Annotated in this window: 16 protein-coding genes and 1 tRNA gene; 15 read left to right on the top strand and 2 right to left on the bottom strand. The window is 41.0% G+C overall.

All coding sequences use genetic code 11. The features are described from left to right. The first annotated feature begins 67 nt into the window (after window positions 1–67). From BFP97_RS06240 to BFP97_RS06250, 3 genes are read left to right on the top strand one after another with little or no spacing between them, the layout of a single operon-like run. The gene (locus BFP97_RS06240) at window positions 68–391 is read left to right on the top strand and encodes a PadR family transcriptional regulator (protein ID WP_069841585.1); all 324 of its coding nucleotides are present in this window, start codon (window positions 68–70) and stop codon (window positions 389–391) included. Further along, entirely contained in the window at window positions 391–3,021 is a 2,631-nt protein-coding gene (locus BFP97_RS06245) for an FtsX-like permease family protein (protein WP_069841586.1), read from the top strand. The genes BFP97_RS06240 and BFP97_RS06245 overlap by 1 nt, the downstream gene beginning before the upstream one ends. Then, window positions 3,021–4,430: a formylglycine-generating enzyme family protein gene (locus tag BFP97_RS06250; protein ID WP_069841587.1), complete on the top strand. Its 1,410-nt coding sequence runs from the start codon at window positions 3,021–3,023 to the stop codon at window positions 4,428–4,430. The genes BFP97_RS06245 and BFP97_RS06250 overlap by 1 nt, the downstream gene beginning before the upstream one ends. Window positions 4,431–4,440: 10 nt before the next feature. Here BFP97_RS06250 and BFP97_RS06255 read toward each other — a convergent pair whose 3' ends face one another. Next, window positions 4,441–4,725, bottom strand: coding sequence for a GNAT family N-acetyltransferase (locus BFP97_RS06255; protein ID WP_069841588.1), 285 nt, complete (start codon window positions 4,723–4,725; stop codon window positions 4,441–4,443). On the opposite strand from BFP97_RS06255, the gene BFP97_RS06260 reads away from it, so the two are divergent. From BFP97_RS06260 to BFP97_RS06290, 7 genes are all read left to right on the top strand, one after another. Further along, window positions 4,726–5,346 (top strand): DUF6134 family protein, encoded by a 621-nt coding sequence (locus BFP97_RS06260; RefSeq protein WP_069841589.1) that lies wholly within the window; start codon window positions 4,726–4,728, stop codon window positions 5,344–5,346. A gap of 59 nt (window positions 5,347–5,405) precedes the next feature. After that, entirely contained in the window at window positions 5,406–5,624 is a 219-nt protein-coding gene (locus tag BFP97_RS06265) for a hypothetical protein (RefSeq protein WP_139135205.1), read from the top strand. A 196-nt stretch (window positions 5,625–5,820) separates the two neighbouring features. Then, a tRNA-Asp gene (locus BFP97_RS06270) sits at window positions 5,821–5,894 on the top strand. A gap of 149 nt (window positions 5,895–6,043) precedes the next feature. Continuing rightward, window positions 6,044–6,313, top strand: a complete 270-nt coding sequence (locus BFP97_RS06275) for a helix-turn-helix domain-containing protein (RefSeq protein ID WP_069841591.1) — start codon at window positions 6,044–6,046, stop codon at window positions 6,311–6,313. Between the two features lie 2 nt (window positions 6,314–6,315). Further along, window positions 6,316–6,585, top strand: coding sequence for a hypothetical protein (locus BFP97_RS06280; RefSeq protein WP_069841592.1), 270 nt, complete (start codon window positions 6,316–6,318; stop codon window positions 6,583–6,585). A 22-nt stretch (window positions 6,586–6,607) separates the two neighbouring features. Continuing rightward, window positions 6,608–8,158, top strand: coding sequence for a type IV secretory system conjugative DNA transfer family protein (locus BFP97_RS06285; protein ID WP_170827415.1), 1,551 nt, complete (start codon window positions 6,608–6,610; stop codon window positions 8,156–8,158). A gap of 617 nt (window positions 8,159–8,775) precedes the next feature. Continuing rightward, entirely contained in the window at window positions 8,776–9,057 is a 282-nt protein-coding gene (locus tag BFP97_RS06290; protein WP_069841594.1) for a hypothetical protein, read from the top strand. Window positions 9,058–9,061: 4 nt separating this feature from the next. Here the strand turns inward: BFP97_RS06290 and BFP97_RS06295 are convergent, their stop codons facing one another. Then, window positions 9,062–9,616: a recombinase family protein gene (locus BFP97_RS06295; protein ID WP_069841595.1), complete on the bottom strand. Its 555-nt coding sequence runs from the start codon at window positions 9,614–9,616 to the stop codon at window positions 9,062–9,064. 243 nt (window positions 9,617–9,859) lie between these two features. Between BFP97_RS06295 and BFP97_RS06300 the strand changes: the two genes are divergently transcribed. From BFP97_RS06300 to BFP97_RS06320, 5 genes are all read left to right on the top strand, one after another. Continuing rightward, entirely contained in the window at window positions 9,860–11,806 is a 1,947-nt protein-coding gene (locus BFP97_RS06300) for a hypothetical protein (RefSeq protein WP_069841596.1), read from the top strand. Between the two features lie 11 nt (window positions 11,807–11,817). Further along, a complete protein-coding gene (locus tag BFP97_RS06305; RefSeq protein ID WP_069841597.1) occupies window positions 11,818–12,543 on the top strand; it encodes a hypothetical protein in 726 nt (241 codons plus the stop codon). Between the two features lie 142 nt (window positions 12,544–12,685). Then, window positions 12,686–12,907 (top strand): hypothetical protein, encoded by a 222-nt coding sequence (locus tag BFP97_RS06310; RefSeq protein ID WP_170827417.1) that lies wholly within the window; start codon window positions 12,686–12,688, stop codon window positions 12,905–12,907. Further along, the gene (mobF, locus tag BFP97_RS06315) at window positions 12,900–15,674 is read left to right on the top strand and encodes a MobF family relaxase (RefSeq protein ID WP_069841599.1); all 2,775 of its coding nucleotides are present in this window, start codon (window positions 12,900–12,902) and stop codon (window positions 15,672–15,674) included. The genes BFP97_RS06310 and mobF overlap by 8 nt, the downstream gene beginning before the upstream one ends. Continuing rightward, window positions 15,661–16,017 carry a hypothetical protein gene (locus tag BFP97_RS06320; protein ID WP_069841600.1) on the top strand — a complete coding sequence of 119 codons (357 nt, stop codon included), beginning with the start codon at window positions 15,661–15,663 and terminating at the stop codon, window positions 16,015–16,017. Before mobF ends, BFP97_RS06320 begins: the two co-directional genes overlap by 14 nt. Window positions 16,018–16,027 lie beyond the last annotated feature (10 nt).

Here is a 16,027-nt window from a genome sequence, read left to right on the forward strand (position 1 = left end):
AGAAACTTTGTGATTTCTGCTTTTTTCGATTTATTTGTTATACAAATATTTATTAAATAAAAAGACAATGAATAAATCCATTGGTTCACTAGAAGAAATAATACTTCTAATTGTCATTGTGCTCAATGATAGTGCTTATGCGGTGTCCATCTCAGAGGAGTATTCCAAGCAATTCAACAAAACGATATCAATCCCTGCCATTCACACAGTATTAAGGAGGCTTGAAGAGAAAGGACTTATTAAGTCAAGGGTTGGTGGTTCCACTAACCTTCGAGGTGGGCGCAGCAAACGGATTTATTCAATTACCAATGTGGGCTATCAGCTCGCCAGAGATTTGAACAAGCAGAGAGAAACACTTTGGAGCATGGCACCAAAATTATCTTTTGAATAATGAAAAAGCGCAACTCCCCTCCAAAATGGGCGGACAAGTTTCTAGAATGGTATTGTGACAAATCTCTGGTCAACGAGATTCAGGGTGACCTGCATGAAATCTACCATTTAAGAGCTGAGAAAATTGGGCCGGTCAGGGCTCAATTGCTCTTTGTCTGGGAGGTTATCAGGTCCTTCAAATCGGCTAACATAAAGAAAACTAGTAGGTACAAAAACTTAAACTATTTCAACATGCTTAGGAACAACTATAGGGTTTCAATGCGAAACCTAGTCAAGAACAAGTTCTATTCTCTCATCAAGATCTCAGGACTGGCCATTGGCCTAGCCTCCGTTATTTTGATTAGCTCTTTCGTATTCAATGAGCTGACTTACGATCAGTTTCATGCGAATGCCGACAATATCTATCGCTTCTCCGAAATCTTCAGCAATGAGGAAGGCGTGGTCGAAGAAAAATCAGCGAGTATCCCCTTCCCTTTTGGTCCAACATTCTCAGTTGACTACCCCGACATTATCACCACACGTTTGTATCAGACCTTCCAGAAGGTACCTCTAATGACCTATCGTGAGGAAGAAAAATCTTTTTATGAAGACAAGCTCTTCTTCACCGACTCTACCTTCTTTGATATCTTTTCTTTTGAGCTTATACAAGGCGATCGTGAAACAGCTCTTGATAACCCAAGGTCTTTGATCATTACCGAAAGTATGGCCAAAAAGTACTTTGGCAATGAATCAGCCATGGGCAAGACTATTCATTTCGAGAACAAACTTCCATTGATCATTACTGGAATTGCCAAAGACGTTCCTGTTAATTCTCACTTTCATTTTGATTTTCTTTCAACCCTACTGAGCATCGATGAGGTATTTGAGGCAACCGGCAATCGGTTTGGAGACAAGGGATGGTATTGGAACCCTTGCCATACTTATGCCAAGGTACCTCCAGGATTCACACAAGCTCAACTTCAGACCTATATTGATGAATTTATACCCAAGCACTTTCCTCAAAGCATGGCTCCTTTTCTGGAATTCCCTATGCAGCGCCTCACAGATATCCATTTGAAGTCACAGCTCTATCAGGAAATTGAGGTGAATCGTGACTATAAGTCAATTTACATCGCCATTGCCATTGCTGTTTTTATCATCATTATCGCGGTCATCAATTTCATGAACCTGAGTGCTGCACGATCATCTCAACGCGCCAAAGAAGTAGCAGTCAGAAAAGTGATGGGGTCAAGCAAAAGACAGTTATTGGATCAGTTCCTGACTGAATCTCTGTTGACAAGCTTAATCTCTTTAATCATAGCCATAGGACTCGTAGCAATGCTGATTCAACCCTTCGAGCAAATCACAAACTCTCCTGTGAATCTGTCTATTCTGCTAAGCCCGCTTTTCATTACAGTGGTAATTGCATTCACTATGCTCATCGGCTTAATCGCAGGCGTCTACCCTGCATTTTTGGTCACTTCATTTAAACCTGTGGACGCCTTGAAAATTGGCAACGTAAAGCTCACTGGCAAAAAATCTCCATGGATATGGAAGAGCCTGGTGATCTTTCAGTTTGCCACTTCTATTATTCTGATCATTGGTGCCATAGTAGTAAACCAACAGCATCTCTTCCTACTCAACAAAGACATGGGTTTTACTAAGGAACAAGTTGTGATGGTTCCGATTAGAGGCACGAGCATTAAACGCCAATCGGAAGAATTCAAAGCAGAGCTATTCAAAAACAGTTCGGTTGTTAGCGCCTCTGCTATGTCTGATATATTGGGCAATGATGTACCACTCAGGCCTTTCCGATTTGAAGGTCAACAGAAATCACAAAACATCCCTGGCCTATTTGCTGATTTTGACTTTGTTAAAACCTTTGATTTGAAGATTAAGGAAGGGCGGGATTTCTCTATTGACCTGGAAACTGACAAAGAAGCCTTTTTGATCAATGAGTCTGCAGCTAACCAATGGGACAGCGCAGCCTGGGAGGGCAAGCATATAGGCTGGGCTCGAAAAGGAAGGCCGGTTATCGGAGTAGTCGAAGACTTTCACTTTGCAGACTTAAAGCAGGAAATCAGACCGCTTGTCATCACCTACAGTCCGGGCTGGTATGCCTATATGGCCATCAGGATACGTCCTGAGAACATCTTCCAATCCATAGAGGACCTTGAAGCCACATGGAATCAATTCGAACCAGATCGTCCTTTTACCCCTTTCTTTCTGGACGATCGCCTGAATCAGATATATGAAAGTGAGCGAAAAATCAGTCAAATGGTGGGCTACTTCTCCGTGATTTCGATTTTCCTTGCCGCCCTTGGTCTCCTGGGCTTGACAAACTATTCCACTCTGCTACGTGTGAAAGAGATTGGAGTGCGGAAAGTCCTTGGTGCCTCTGTTTTCAGCATATTGAAATTGCTATCTAAAGACTATGCCCTATTGGTGATTATCGCCAACCTGATTGCATGGCCGGCAGCCTGGTATTTTTCTCGAGAATGGCTTGCCAATTTCACCTTCAAAATCGATTTGAACCTATGGATCTTTGTATTAGCTGGAGTGGCCTCGCTATTCCTTTCCATAGTTACCATTTGTTTCCAAGGCCTTAAAACAGCCTTGGTTAATCCATCTACCTCTTTAAGAAGCGAATAATGAAAAAACTGATTATCATATTACTCCTTGCCCCCATTAGTTCCTTTGCCAATGACATCTCTGTCAGTCAGATCACCTGGAAGAAAGCAACTCATGAAGTGACATTCAATTTATCATGGAAAAACGGCTGGAAGAATAACAGAAACCATGATGCCGCCTGGGTATTCCTTAAGGTCAAATCCTCAGGTTCTGGATATCAACATGTAAAACTCTCTACCAACGGTCATACCGTTAGAAGTCAGAACAATAGCCCTCAATCCCGTGTGGTTGTTCCTTCAGATCGGGTCGGTAGTTTTATAGAACCAGCAAGCCAATATCGAGGTGATATGAACCTGAATGTCACTTTAAAAGTAGATGCTAGCTCACTGGAAGGCCTAAATGCCAATGCATCCATAGAAGTTTTTGCGTTGGAAATGGTTTATATTCCGGAAGGAGGCTTTACCCTTGGAGATCCCGATCCATTAGCACTGAGCTTCGCTTCCTTCTATAAATCGGATGACCAGGGAAACCCGAATGGCTTATATAAAATCCAATCTGAGGATCAGACCATTGAAATCGGTCCTTCAAATAATAAGCTCTATCATAAGTCTGGACGACAACCACAATATACGGGAGATAGAACAGGTACAGTCCCTTCCACCTTTCCAAAGGGAGTACAACCCTATTATATGATGAAGTATGAAACCTCTCAGGGCTTCTATACCAGCTTTTTAAACAGCCTACCATCAGACCTCGCTGAATCATTAAGTCCACATAAGACCGAGAAATATTATGAAGGCCGTGGTAGCATACAATTGGTATCAGGTACCTATAAGACGGAAAATCCAGACAGACCTTGTAACTACATCACTTGGGATGATGGTGCAGCTCTTGCCGACTGGGCTGGTTTAAGGCCCATGACCGAATTGGAGTTTACAAAGGCTGCCAGAGGTCCAGAAACGCCCTTGGCACATGAATTCCCTTGGGGAACAGACAACACCAATGACCTGGCAAGATTCGTGGATCTGGACGATAACCTAAAACTCAGAGATGGAAAAACCGAAGAAGGTTTGACCAATGACACTCGTCATGTATATGGTGCATCCTACTACTGGGTAATGGACCTGGCTGGAAGTTTATGGGAGAAATGCGTAACGATCGGTCATCCGATAGGTAGAAACTTCAAAGGAACGCACGGTGATGGTGTCATCAGCGAAAACGGAAGTGCTACAAACGAAGATTGGCCCAAAGGCATTGCCGAAGAGGGTGGTTATGGTTATCGAGGAGGCGGATACTATCAGCACGACATGAAGTTTGGTGATTTCAACCCACATAGTCCTATCGCCTATCGACCTTATGGCAGCTGGGCTGGTGGAAAAAGGTCAATCGCCTATAGCCAGCGCTATGTGAGAACTGCATCAGGAAATTAAGGTTTCATCACTACCAAACGTCCTTCCATTCAGGATGGCGCAGTAAAGTGGCTTTAGCAAACGGACAAAGCGGAAGCATTTTAATGCCTTTTTGTCTTACAAATTCAACTGCATATGCAACGAGTTGGACCCCTGCTCCTTTGCCACGTAATGCTTCGCTCACCTCTGTATGGTCAATGATAATTCTTTCAGGCCCTGCAATAGAGTAAGTCATTTCAGCCATGACTTCACCATTCTCTTCGATGTAAAAGCTCCCTTTGGTTTCGCTTGCTTTCTCCAGTATATTGTATTCCATATGAGAGCAAACATACAATTCTTCACAAAGTTTCCAAGACTGTCTGCTTTGTTATCAGTCGCTGTTATTGGTCTTTTGCTCAACACTACGGCTTATGGGCAAACGCTTATCTATGACGCCTATATTCGAGGCGATAATGTGGGTGAAATGAAAGTCATTAGGGAAGTGAATGATGAGGCCACGAAAATTACGGTGGACACCCACATAGAAGCCCATATGATCGTTAAGATCACGGTTGATTTTAAGAGTAGTTCGACCTATATGAATAACAAATTGCTTATCGGAGAAGCTGAGTCACGGACAAACGGACATTTAAAGTCTTCGGTACACACCACCTTTAAAGATCAACACTACGAGCTGAATAAAGACGGTAAGATCTCAAAGCTCAACCGAAACGACTTGGTTGGTGCTGACTATTATTACTTTGAAGTACCTGATAATGGTACTGAATCCTATGCCCTGGCCACTGGTGGTATGCTAGAAATGGTTCGCAAGGACCAAAACAGCTTCTATTTTGAACATGATAAAAAGAAAGAACTCCACACTTTTAAGAATGGTGTACTTCAGGAACTAGAGATTAGTCATCGACTTTATACCATTACTTTTAAGCTCAGAGATTAGCAGGCACTAGCTTTTCCAAACAATAGCATTATGGACTTCGTTTTCCATGCATGAAAACAATGAAGTTCTCAATATATCTAACTACTGCTGTTGTAGTTCTATATACACTGCTAACCCAAATGGGTGTTTCTTTCCCTATAGTATTTATGCTGTTTATCGTCAGTCAGATTGTGCTTGTCTATATGATCTACAGAATTTTGACGGACAAATATCAAACTCAACGAACTTTTGAAGATTGGTATGGAGGTAAAGATGTCAGAAGGAAAAATCAGAAGTAACTGAACCCCAGACCACTCTCTAAAAGTGGCACTCATCAAGCAATATTTTTTTGCTTGATGTTTGCAAATCAAAAGAAGCATACTACTTTTGCATCACCTTAAACGAAAGGCACACAAAAAGACATTTTGGAGCGGTAGTTCAGCCTGCCTGTCGGCAGACAGGCTGGTTTAAGAATAGCTGCCAAATATAAATATTGGAGCGGTAGTTCAGCTGGTTAGAATGCCTGCCTGTCACGCAGGAGGTCGCGGGTTCGAGTCCCGTCCGTTCCGCACTCATTATCAAGGGGTTACAAAGTAAAATTTGTAACTCCTTTTTCGTTTATAAACTATTTATAAACAACCACTTCTATCTTTAAATGCCATAACAAGCTTTTGCAGCAATGCTTTGAAAGCACATCTAAATTCACAAACTTAAGTGAATGAACGTCATTTGCTTAGATGAACCTGCTTTTTACGAGTTGATTGAACAAGTCGTAGAGCGTCTTAGTGAGAAGCAAAGCACCCCAAAGGACAAATGGATTGATGGTGAAGAAGCGATGCGCATGCTACGCATTACTTCTTCTTCTACCCTTCAGAAATATCGTGATGAAGGCAAGATAAGATTCTCACAACCCAATAAGAGATTCATTCTTTATGACCGAGAGTCTATTAACGAATTCTTAGACAAAAATGCCAAAGACACTTTTTAGAAATGGAGGAACTCAAAGTATCAGAAGAATATAAAAAAGCATACAACCATGCTGACATGATTTGCACACATATGCCCCATTTACTAAAAGGCATGACCCTACCAGAAAATGAGCCAAGCGAATACACTCGCGGGTTTCAAGATAGAGTTGCACAGTTTGAAAAAGAAAAGGATGCAATTAAGCTCTTCTCAGTAGATAGACTTAGGGACAGATATTCAAAAGGCCGTGATGTTCAAGAGAAAGATCAAAAAAGAGACATGGAAAAAGACTAGCCACGTAAAACCAAAAATATACATGTCACTATTCAAGCAATCATCTACCAAAGACAGTGATCACCACAACGACTTTGAATCCATCCTAGATCAAGAACTCTACACAGTTCCGGGTACTAAAACGAAAATCACTTGGGCTGATGCAATAGAAGCCACTTTAGTCCTAGGCAGTACGGGTAGTGGAAAAACTAGCGGCCCAGCTCAGTATGCTGGAAAAGCCATGCTATCAAAAGGCTGGGGTATGTGCATTCTGTGCGCCAAACCTGAAGAAAAAGACCGCTGGGTTCGCTATGCCGAACAGACAGGCCGAAGTAAAGACCTTGTGATCTTTAACAAGGACAGCGATTTAAATTTCAATTTCTTGCAATATGAGCTAGATCGCACAGGTGATGGTGCAGGTGAAATGATCAATATGGTTAATATATTGATGAACCTCAATGAGCAAAACCGTATTCATCAATCTGGTGGTGATGGTAAAGAAGAGAAATTTTGGGATAACTCCCTGCGCCGCCTTATCAGTCGGTCTATTATGCTTCTAATTCTCGCAGGAAAAGAAGTGAGCATTCACAACATGCGCAAACTTGTTTCCGGGTGCTTCAGGTCTGATGACTTTAAGGTCTATAACGAGATCATTAATCTAATAAGCAATGACGAAGTTGATCCAAAGCTTCGAAAGCAAGCTGTTCATGACCTGGAGACCTGGATACAGGCAAGTTTTTTTCTCGATGTCTATCATAAAGTCAATCTCAAAGATTTTGAATCCCCTACTAAGACGGAAGAAGCACGCTTCGTTCTTGACTATTGGAGCAAAGAATTTCCAAATATCTCTGAAAGGACTCAAAGTATAATTATTGAAAGCTATAATGGAGTTATCGAGCCTTGGTTTGGTTCTGGCATTCTTCAAGAGAAATTTTCAGGAGGGTTAAGTGATGAACTCTGGCCAGAAGACATTATCAAGAGGAACTCCATTGTGGTAATTGACTATCCCCTCAAAGAATATGGCCTTGCTGGTATTTATGCCGCTTCAATCTACAAAACTGCTTTTCAGGCAGCAATGGAGCGCAGAGACATCAAGAGAGAGACAAATCCAAAACCTGTAGGGTTGATTATAGACGAATATCAGAGCTTCGTTAGCCCCCTAACAGATAGTTTGTTTCAAGTCACTGCGAGGAGTTCTTGGGTGGCCTGTCTGTATATCACCCAAAACATCAACAACATTCATTTTGTCATGGGAAGCACCAACCCTTTGCCAAAAGCAAAAAGTTTATTGGGAAACCTAAACTTAAAATACTTTTGCTCTCAATCTGATTTTGACACCAACAAATGGGCTTCCGAAATGATCGGGCAGCACTTGTCAATTGTAGAGCGTGTCAGCATGGATCCAAAAAAACAGCTTTCAAAATCCAAAAACCAGCAGTTGATGGATCGCATTTCACCTGATGAATTTACCAAACTCAAAACAGGCAGAAAGGCAAACAAGTTTATTGTTGAAGCTGTTGTCTTTAAGGCAGGTAAAACTTGGGGGAAGAATGAAGAAAACTATTCGATTGTGAGGTTTGATCAGAGAATTTAGATGTGATACATGTTACGAGCCCTCTCAATGTGCATCCACGATGCGTGAACTTTGATTTCTGGTCGGTCGTTTCAGCCAATGATAATTCTGGCATCCTAGCCGCCTAAATTGGTGGTGTTAAAAAGGTGACTCCATCAAATGTACGTGATATGTCCCAAACATAACCTCGTCAAATCAATAACACGAATAAGTGTTGAAAATCAGTCCATGCCGTTCCCGCTTAAAGCAACCTAAAAGAGCCAATTCTGCGATTTAAACCAATAAAAGTTACCCCAATTGGGGTAACACAAATTTTATTTTTTGTGGTTTTAGATAACTTACCAATGCCAGACCTCAAAGAGTCGGATTTGTGCACTAAGCAAATAAGCTGAGGATTAGCATATTTCATATTAAAATGCAGGAGGAAGGAGGACATTATTGTTGAGTAGGGAAAAAAAATGTAACTCTATTGGCTAGAATGCAAAACGGGCAAATATTTAGTCCAATTAAGTTTGCGTTTGATGAAAGTCACTTTTAGCTTAAACATAAAGGGCGTAACTAAATGAGAAAATTGGTTCTGATGAACAATGTTTGAATAAATATGAGATTAGAAATTAGTTAAAAATAAATCTACTGCTATGAAAGATAATGAAGATAAATTACCTTTTGTTAACGAACCTGAGGACGAAATGGGTTTAGGTTTCATACAAGCCTCACAGCTGTTTGAAGCGTTTATCGAAGAGAAGAAAGATCAAAGGAAGGCTCTCTCTCCAAAATTGGCTGCGATATTCTTTCCAGAAATTATGGTACTACGGAGTTATGAAGGAAAAGTCTGTGGGTGCTGCACACTAACACCTCTAGGGAAGAAATATCATGGAGCTTTTATAGTAATCAATCAAGACTTTATTCGTTTGAATTAAAGTCTTATTCCAAGCCCATATCTCGCCTTCTATGAAGCAGTTTCATAACTGTAGAATGACTCCAAGTCTTATTATGAAATGAAGGAATCTGCAACTCGTTAAAACGATCAGCAATATCTCGCATAGTTGACTTACCATCCTTCCTAACAGCTTCTAGATGTTTACCCATATTGATCGCGAATTGATCAGCTTTAAGCCTATTAAACTCTGCCGGGTCATAACCTGTCTTAAGTTTTCCTCGCAGTTCATTTAAAACTGTGGCAACAGCCTGAAAATCTGATTTAATACCAGATTCTATTAGGTGCGCCCAAATTCCTTGCGTTTCCGGATGTTCCTTTTCAAGCAAATCAATAACGTTCTTAAGCTGCTTTTTGTCAGATTCATCTTCGACAAAATCCAAAAGCTTGTCTCCCTTTTTCTCAGCTAAGCTCGGTGCCAATGCAATAAATGGGTCGACTGGCTCAGATTTCAAAATTTCATTCAGTCCGACAACCCGATTTAACATATCAGAACCAGTATCGGATCGCAACTTTTTTTGATTTCCCTTCTTCTTAGCCATATTTCTTGAGTTTCAATTTGAAAAACCCGATAGAATTCCTATCTTGTAACTATACATGTATAAATACAAGGGTACTTATGAGTTAATGAAGTTGTAACATAACATTCATACTTACAACCATCATAGTCTTTTTTTTTATTCGATTTGTAACTATACATGTACAATTACATATTTAGAGTTAACCTTATTTCAAAGACAAAATCCCAACAATGATAGAAGTGAAATTCATAACTAAACCAAAGAATGATGAAAAAGAAGAAACGAGTAACCTTCCCATTTATGCGGTTCTTAATTGATAAGAACCCGTCTAAAATCGAGAATAATGAAAATGTAGTGCCATTTGAAGTTTCGGTCAAAAACCAAATTCAAGACACTGAAGATAATCATGAAATAAAAGTGAACGAATTGGCAGGCGATGCGAAAGCTTCACCCCTTCAAAGTGTCATCAAACAAATCAATCAAATCGATGACATAACAGAGATTAAGCTTAAACAGCTTTATAATCAGTTGATGGCACCAATTGCCCAGAAGATTAAGAGTTATCCGGGCCTTATCAACAAACCAGAAAGAGATAGGATTCAGGAAGCAAAAAACAACTCAAAACAAGAGTACGATGAGAAGATAGAGAGCATTGAAAAAGATGAGCAGAAAGCGAAGACTCTAGAGGCCAAGAGCGAAGCGACTGGCAAAAAAGCTCGTCAATACGAAAAAACGGCAGAGAATTTTAAGAAACAACAGAAAGGTGTTCCACAAAACAGCCGCCTGAACAATAATAAGGTCTATATCTTCCTCCAGTGCCTGTTAGGTGGAATAGAATGTGTGGTCAACTTTTATCTAGTCCAGGAATCAGGCACGGTAAGCAACGGCATGATCTATATATTGGTCGGTGGCATTTCATTGGTCATGGCATATTCAGCTCATGCCATCGCTAAAAGCATTATTGAACGAAGTCGCAAAGAACTCTGGATATCTTCCTTTATCGGAGGGTCTGCCTTATCTGTGCTGCTAATTCTTCGAATATTCTATTCTTCAGGAGGCACATTTCTAACCATTATTGCCTTCACGCTCTTTGCTGTAGGAATAAGCCTTGGCCTTCAAAGAAGATGGTACAATTATTTTATCTGGATGCAGCTATCCGATGACCTTTATCAGCAACGTGATGCCTATGATGCAGAAGTTTTAGAGATCAACAATCGGGCTAAAAGAGATAGGGAGCGAGCAAAAGACTCTTACGACACCCAAGCTGTAATTGATGCTAATACTGACAGAATGGAAGAAGATCTGGGAGAAGCTCAAAGTCTATATAAATCTCTCAAGTCTGAAAAAAGAAACTCTTTAAAGAAGGTCAAAACTGTTTCTAAGCTCGCGATCCAAAAAGCAACGGACAATGCACCAACCAACCATATCAATGAGGATATAAATCTAAAATTCAGAAGTAATGGGAAAGCAAAATCTGCCAATATTGGCGTTTCTATCTTGCTGCTTGCTGCTTCACTTTTAGCCGCTTGCTCGCCAGACCCCGACCCACAATTCACTTTCCAGATTACCCTTGAGGATATTACTCCTTCTCACGGGAAAGTTCTTATTGATGCCAAGATCATGGAAAAACTGACCCTGCCAAGCTCTGAGGAAGTAAGTCCGCATAAATACAAAGTGAAGTTTTCCCAGATCGATGACAAGCATTTGCAAACGTACTCCATTGACTCCATTGCCTTTGCAGGTTCGTATATGAGCCGAACAGAGCAAGATAGGATTACACAACAAACTGCGTTTATCGCAAGGCTTGAAGATAACATTTCTACTCTACCACAAGCTCTTGACAGTGGCCTTAGAGAAAGCTTTGTTTTCCAAGCGATTAAAACAAATGCGAACGAATTGGCAAGGTCATCAGCCGATGTCAAGAGTTTGAAAATTTGGAGCGACATGTGTGAGAATTCGCCACCGTTTCGAATATATGACTACCTGCACAACCCACGATCCATGTTTGACAACGGCAAGGATGAAGAGATTATAAAAACTCTAGACAAATACTTTGATGAAGAAGCATACGAGAACTGGGATGGGATAAACATTACCGTCTATTACAACCCCAATAAGGCATTAGATCAATTATACACCTCAGCGCGGAAACTTTTCAGGAAATGGATCGAAAGCCATGGTGCTCGGATTTCATTCATAGTGATGACCTAAAATAAAAAGCTATGAGAACTGAAGAATCAAATTACGATGATATTAAGATATCAAGGAACAGGAAAATCGGTGACACCTCTATTATTTACGGGATCGTAAATTCACAGTTTCTCCGTATGATCATCCTTAAAGAAGGGGCTAAAGCGTGGTATGAGCAATTGCAATACTACAGGCAGTTTATGACAGCATTGCTTGCGCTAAGCCCGTCTGTATTCTTTCGAAGACTTTTCGGAGCGGAAACATGCGGGTTTTTGACTACGCTCTGTGGGTTGAACTTTATCCTTGTTTTTAATTCGATCAATATTCCAATCATATTCAAACCGATAGTGGCCCTATTCTCTCCGTTGCTCGTTTTTTTTAAAAGTGGAGAAGAGTTGTACGATTTAGTCTTCGTTGAAGTGCATTCACAAATATTAATTTATGTAGCCGCACTGTTAGCCACCTTGTCCCTCATACATACAACTATGATATATGCAGGTTTTGGAAATAAGAAAATGACAACCCGTGGAGAGAGTTGGATTTATACTTGGATATCTAAATACAGAAGTATAGACAACTTCACGGTTCAGGGTGTGATTGAACCTATTCTTACCATCATCATTGGTTTTGTTTTTTGGGAGCTTGCCGGTGATTTATGGGCAGCAGTCTATTTGTGGATCAGCGCATCATGCGTAGCTATTATGCAACTTACCGATAAGTCTGCTCAGATGAAAGATCAGGCCATTCTTGATATGTGAATTTTGTTTTTGAGGAATATAATCCTAGACAAAATGAGAAAAATCAGGCATACATAATGCAACAGGGCCAATGGAAGAAAAAAATGCCATTCGCATGCTTCCTTGGCCTCTAAAAATTTCAAAAAATCACAGAAACCACCAGATGTATAGAATTCATAATTCATATAAGAGGAAAGCGGTTGTCATTTATTTTGATCAGGGGCTTTCCAAAGATGGACAAAAAGAAGACCACTATTATGTGGGCCAGAAGATTGTAGCTCAGAGGGAAGGTGAAACCGCAAAGCACCTAGGCGTCCATGATAAGCAAGTGACCAGAGAGGTATTTGCTGGTCTAGTCAACAAGAAACGACCCAAACGTGTATAGAATTCACAATTCATACAACGGAGAAGCCGCTGTCATTTATTTTGATCAGGGGCTGTCCAAAGAGGGACAAAATGAAGGCCACTATTATATAGACCAAGAAGTTATTGCGCATTGGAAAGGTGAAACCGCAAAACACCTAGAAATATATGGACAAGAAGTCACAAAGGAGAATTTTACTAAGCTGGTCAATAAGCTTCACCCCAAAACAGACGCAGATTTATGTGTCCGTAGAGTAGAAAATTCTAGAGCTGGTTTTGACAATGTTTTTTCTGCGCCAAAGAGCGCGTCAATTTTAAGCGCTCTTACACAGGACCCCGTTTTGCTTGAAAGTCATCAAAAAGGTTATACAGCCGCTGCCGAAGCTATCGAAAAGACTATACAGAGCCAAGCCAACACACAATATGGTCGCTTCTTCGATACCACAGGTAATCATATTTATGCCGCCTTTGATCACTTCTTAAGTAGACCAACAGAAATGGAAGTTGACGGGAAAGTGATGCTCATAAGCGATCCTCAACTGCACTCTCATTTATACATGCCCAATATCACCTGGCACGAAGAAAACCAAAGATATCAGGCCCTCGAGATACGTAACATATACCAAAGGGCGACCTATTTTGAAGCGGTCTACCATTCCGTATTTTCACACGCACTTTCACAAGCAGGCTACTCTATAGTCCGCACGCCTGATCGTTGGGAAATACGAGGGGCCGACTCCAGAGATTTAATCGACAGGTTTTCGAACAGGACAACTCACATTGAGAAAATAGCAAAAGAACAAGGCATAATTGATGCTAAAGCAAAGGCAGAACTAGGTGCAAAGACGAGAAAGTCAAAAAGTTCTGCCAAACTCAGTGACCAAGAACTCTACAAACACTGGAAAGACAGATTGACTCCAGCCGAATTTGAAGCCCTTCAACAATTAAAGGGGGGCAAATTCGCGACAGACAAGCCTATATCTCCAAAGGATGCGATAGACTTATCGCTGCAGCACCATCTTCAGAGGAACTCGACTGTACCCAAACACAAAGTATTAGCAACGGCACTTTCTTACGGTTATGGCACCCTACTCCCAAATGATGTAGAGCAAGCACTAGCAAAAAAAGACGATATCCTCAGCACAGAAATTGAAACAATACCAATCATAACAACAAGAGAAATGGTCATGCTTGAGGATAAAGTATTCGATTTGACCACTAAAGGGAAAGGCCAATTCAAACCACTCAATGAGGATTACAAACCCAAGCATGACTTTTTAAACGAGCAGCAATTGAGTGCGATTGATTTGATCTTAAAAGATTCACGTGATTTTGTTACCGTTTTGGAGGGCCGAGCTGGTGTTGGAAAAAGCACTCTGATGACTGAAGTTCGTAGCGGAATACATGAAGGAGGTTCATCGCTTTTTGCGGTCTCGACAACTGCCCGTACTAGCCACGATGTATTGCGAAAAAAAGGCTTCGAATCCGACACGATCAGTGCCCTTTTAACAAACCCAAAATTGCAAGAAAAGCTTACCAATAGCACTTTGTTCATTGAGGAAGGTGGACAAGTTGATTTGCGAAAAGGGCTTCAACTATTACAACTTGCGAATAAACATGGAGGACGCGTAATAGTCGGTGGAGACACACGACAACACGGTGCAATTGATGCCGGAAACTTTCTAAAATCTTTGAAAAACGCAGGAGTTAAAACGGCAACCGTAACTGAGAACGTCAGACAAAAAACTGAAGACTACCGTAAGGCGGTAGACAAATTAGGGCGTGGCCACACCTTAGAGGGTTATCAAGCACTTGATAAAATGGGAGCCATCCAGGAAATCCCGGATCATGAAAAACGCTTTGATGAAATTGCCAAAGAATACGTGAAATCTATCAAAGCAAAACGAAGTGCTTTGATTGTTTCTCCAACCCATTTTGAGATTGGATTGTTAACTGGGCGAGTACGTGAAGAGCTAAAAAAAGAAGGCCGAATTACCGGCAAAGAAAGAACTTTTAATACCCTCAAGAACCTGTCTTTAACCGATGCCAAGAAAAAAGATCTGGTGAGTTATCAGGACAATCAAGTATTGCGATTCACCAAGAATTCAAAAGGTGGTTTTAAGGCAGGTTCTCATTATGAGGTTCTACCTTTTAAAGAAAACAAAGACATCAAAATACGGAATTTAAAAACCGGAGATGTGCACCCCTTGCCGAATGACCTATACGACAGATATGAAGTTTATCGAAAGACGGAATCTGACTTGGCCAAAGGCGATTTGATAAAAATAACCTGCAATTCAAAATCAAATGAAGGCTCCAAAATCAACAATGGTAACAGGTACACCATTACAGGATTCACCAAATCAGGTGATATCAAATTAGGCGCAAACAGAACCATACCTAAAGATATTCAGCACATCACCACGGCCTATGTAGAGACATCATATAGTTCTCAAGGTCGGGACGTTCAGGACACGATAGTCAGCATGTCAGAGCTAAGTTTTCAGGCCGCAGGTCAGGAGCAGTTCTACGTGTCTGTAAGTCGTGGCACCCATACCATAAAGATTATGACTGACAGCAAAGAGGAATTAAAGAAAAGCATTGTCCGAAGTAGTGAAGAACCAACGGCACGAGAAGTCGCGGATGATCATGGGCGCAGATTATTGCAGCAAAAACAGCGCGCACATCACAAATCCTTAAACGAGAAATTAAGAGAACATGGAAAAGCCAAACGACAGGAAAAATCCCCTAAACGGGACATTCCAGGTATCAAGCATGAGCGCGACTAAAGAGGGTGAATTACCTAATTTATCTCCTACACAGTTCTATGCCGTGAGCCAGGAACAGGTAAGGCACTTTGACCTTATACTACGTTCTGGTAAAGAATATACGCTCCCATATTCCCTGCTTCCAGTTTCTGTTCTTGAAGGAGATACTTTAAAGCTCATAGCTTACGAACTGCATGTACACGTTGAGGGGCGTAATCTTATAAAAATTCGCGATCACTTAAAAAGTGAAACGCTTCTGTGGTTGAAGGAAAGCCCATCAGGAAAAGATGATGGGGCAAGTAAAGTCTTTATCTCAGACATTGTTGCACGCGGCAAAGCAGTAGATGAAGGCGAAATAAATTAAACAACCTGAG

Origin of the sequence: Roseivirga sp. 4D4 (assembly GCF_001747095.1) — a bacterium.
Lineage (GTDB): Bacteria > Bacteroidota > Bacteroidia > Cytophagales > Cyclobacteriaceae > Roseivirga.

Coding starts and splice junctions, on each gene's coding strand:
- BFP97_RS06240 (WP_069841585.1), top strand. CDS start 68: ATGAATAAATCCATTGGTTCACTAGAAGAAATAATACTTCTAATTGTC.
- BFP97_RS06245 (WP_069841586.1), top strand. CDS start 391: ATGAAAAAGCGCAACTCCCCTCCAAAATGGGCGGACAAGTTTCTAGAA.
- BFP97_RS06250 (WP_069841587.1), top strand. CDS start 3,021: ATGAAAAAACTGATTATCATATTACTCCTTGCCCCCATTAGTTCCTTT.
- BFP97_RS06255 (WP_069841588.1), bottom strand. CDS start 4,725: ATGGAATACAATATACTGGAGAAAGCAAGCGAAACCAAAGGGAGCTTT.
- BFP97_RS06260 (WP_069841589.1), top strand. CDS start 4,726: ATGAGAGCAAACATACAATTCTTCACAAAGTTTCCAAGACTGTCTGCT.
- BFP97_RS06265 (WP_139135205.1), top strand. CDS start 5,406: ATGAAGTTCTCAATATATCTAACTACTGCTGTTGTAGTTCTATATACA.
- BFP97_RS06275 (WP_069841591.1), top strand. CDS start 6,044: ATGAACGTCATTTGCTTAGATGAACCTGCTTTTTACGAGTTGATTGAA.
- BFP97_RS06280 (WP_069841592.1), top strand. CDS start 6,316: ATGGAGGAACTCAAAGTATCAGAAGAATATAAAAAAGCATACAACCAT.
- BFP97_RS06285 (WP_170827415.1), top strand. CDS start 6,608: ATGTCACTATTCAAGCAATCATCTACCAAAGACAGTGATCACCACAAC.
- BFP97_RS06290 (WP_069841594.1), top strand. CDS start 8,776: ATGAAAGATAATGAAGATAAATTACCTTTTGTTAACGAACCTGAGGAC.
- BFP97_RS06295 (WP_069841595.1), bottom strand. CDS start 9,616: ATGGCTAAGAAGAAGGGAAATCAAAAAAAGTTGCGATCCGATACTGGT.
- BFP97_RS06300 (WP_069841596.1), top strand. CDS start 9,860: ATGATGAAAAAGAAGAAACGAGTAACCTTCCCATTTATGCGGTTCTTA.
- BFP97_RS06305 (WP_069841597.1), top strand. CDS start 11,818: ATGAGAACTGAAGAATCAAATTACGATGATATTAAGATATCAAGGAAC.
- BFP97_RS06310 (WP_170827417.1), top strand. CDS start 12,686: ATGTATAGAATTCATAATTCATATAAGAGGAAAGCGGTTGTCATTTAT.
- BFP97_RS06320 (WP_069841600.1), top strand. CDS start 15,661: ATGAGCGCGACTAAAGAGGGTGAATTACCTAATTTATCTCCTACACAG.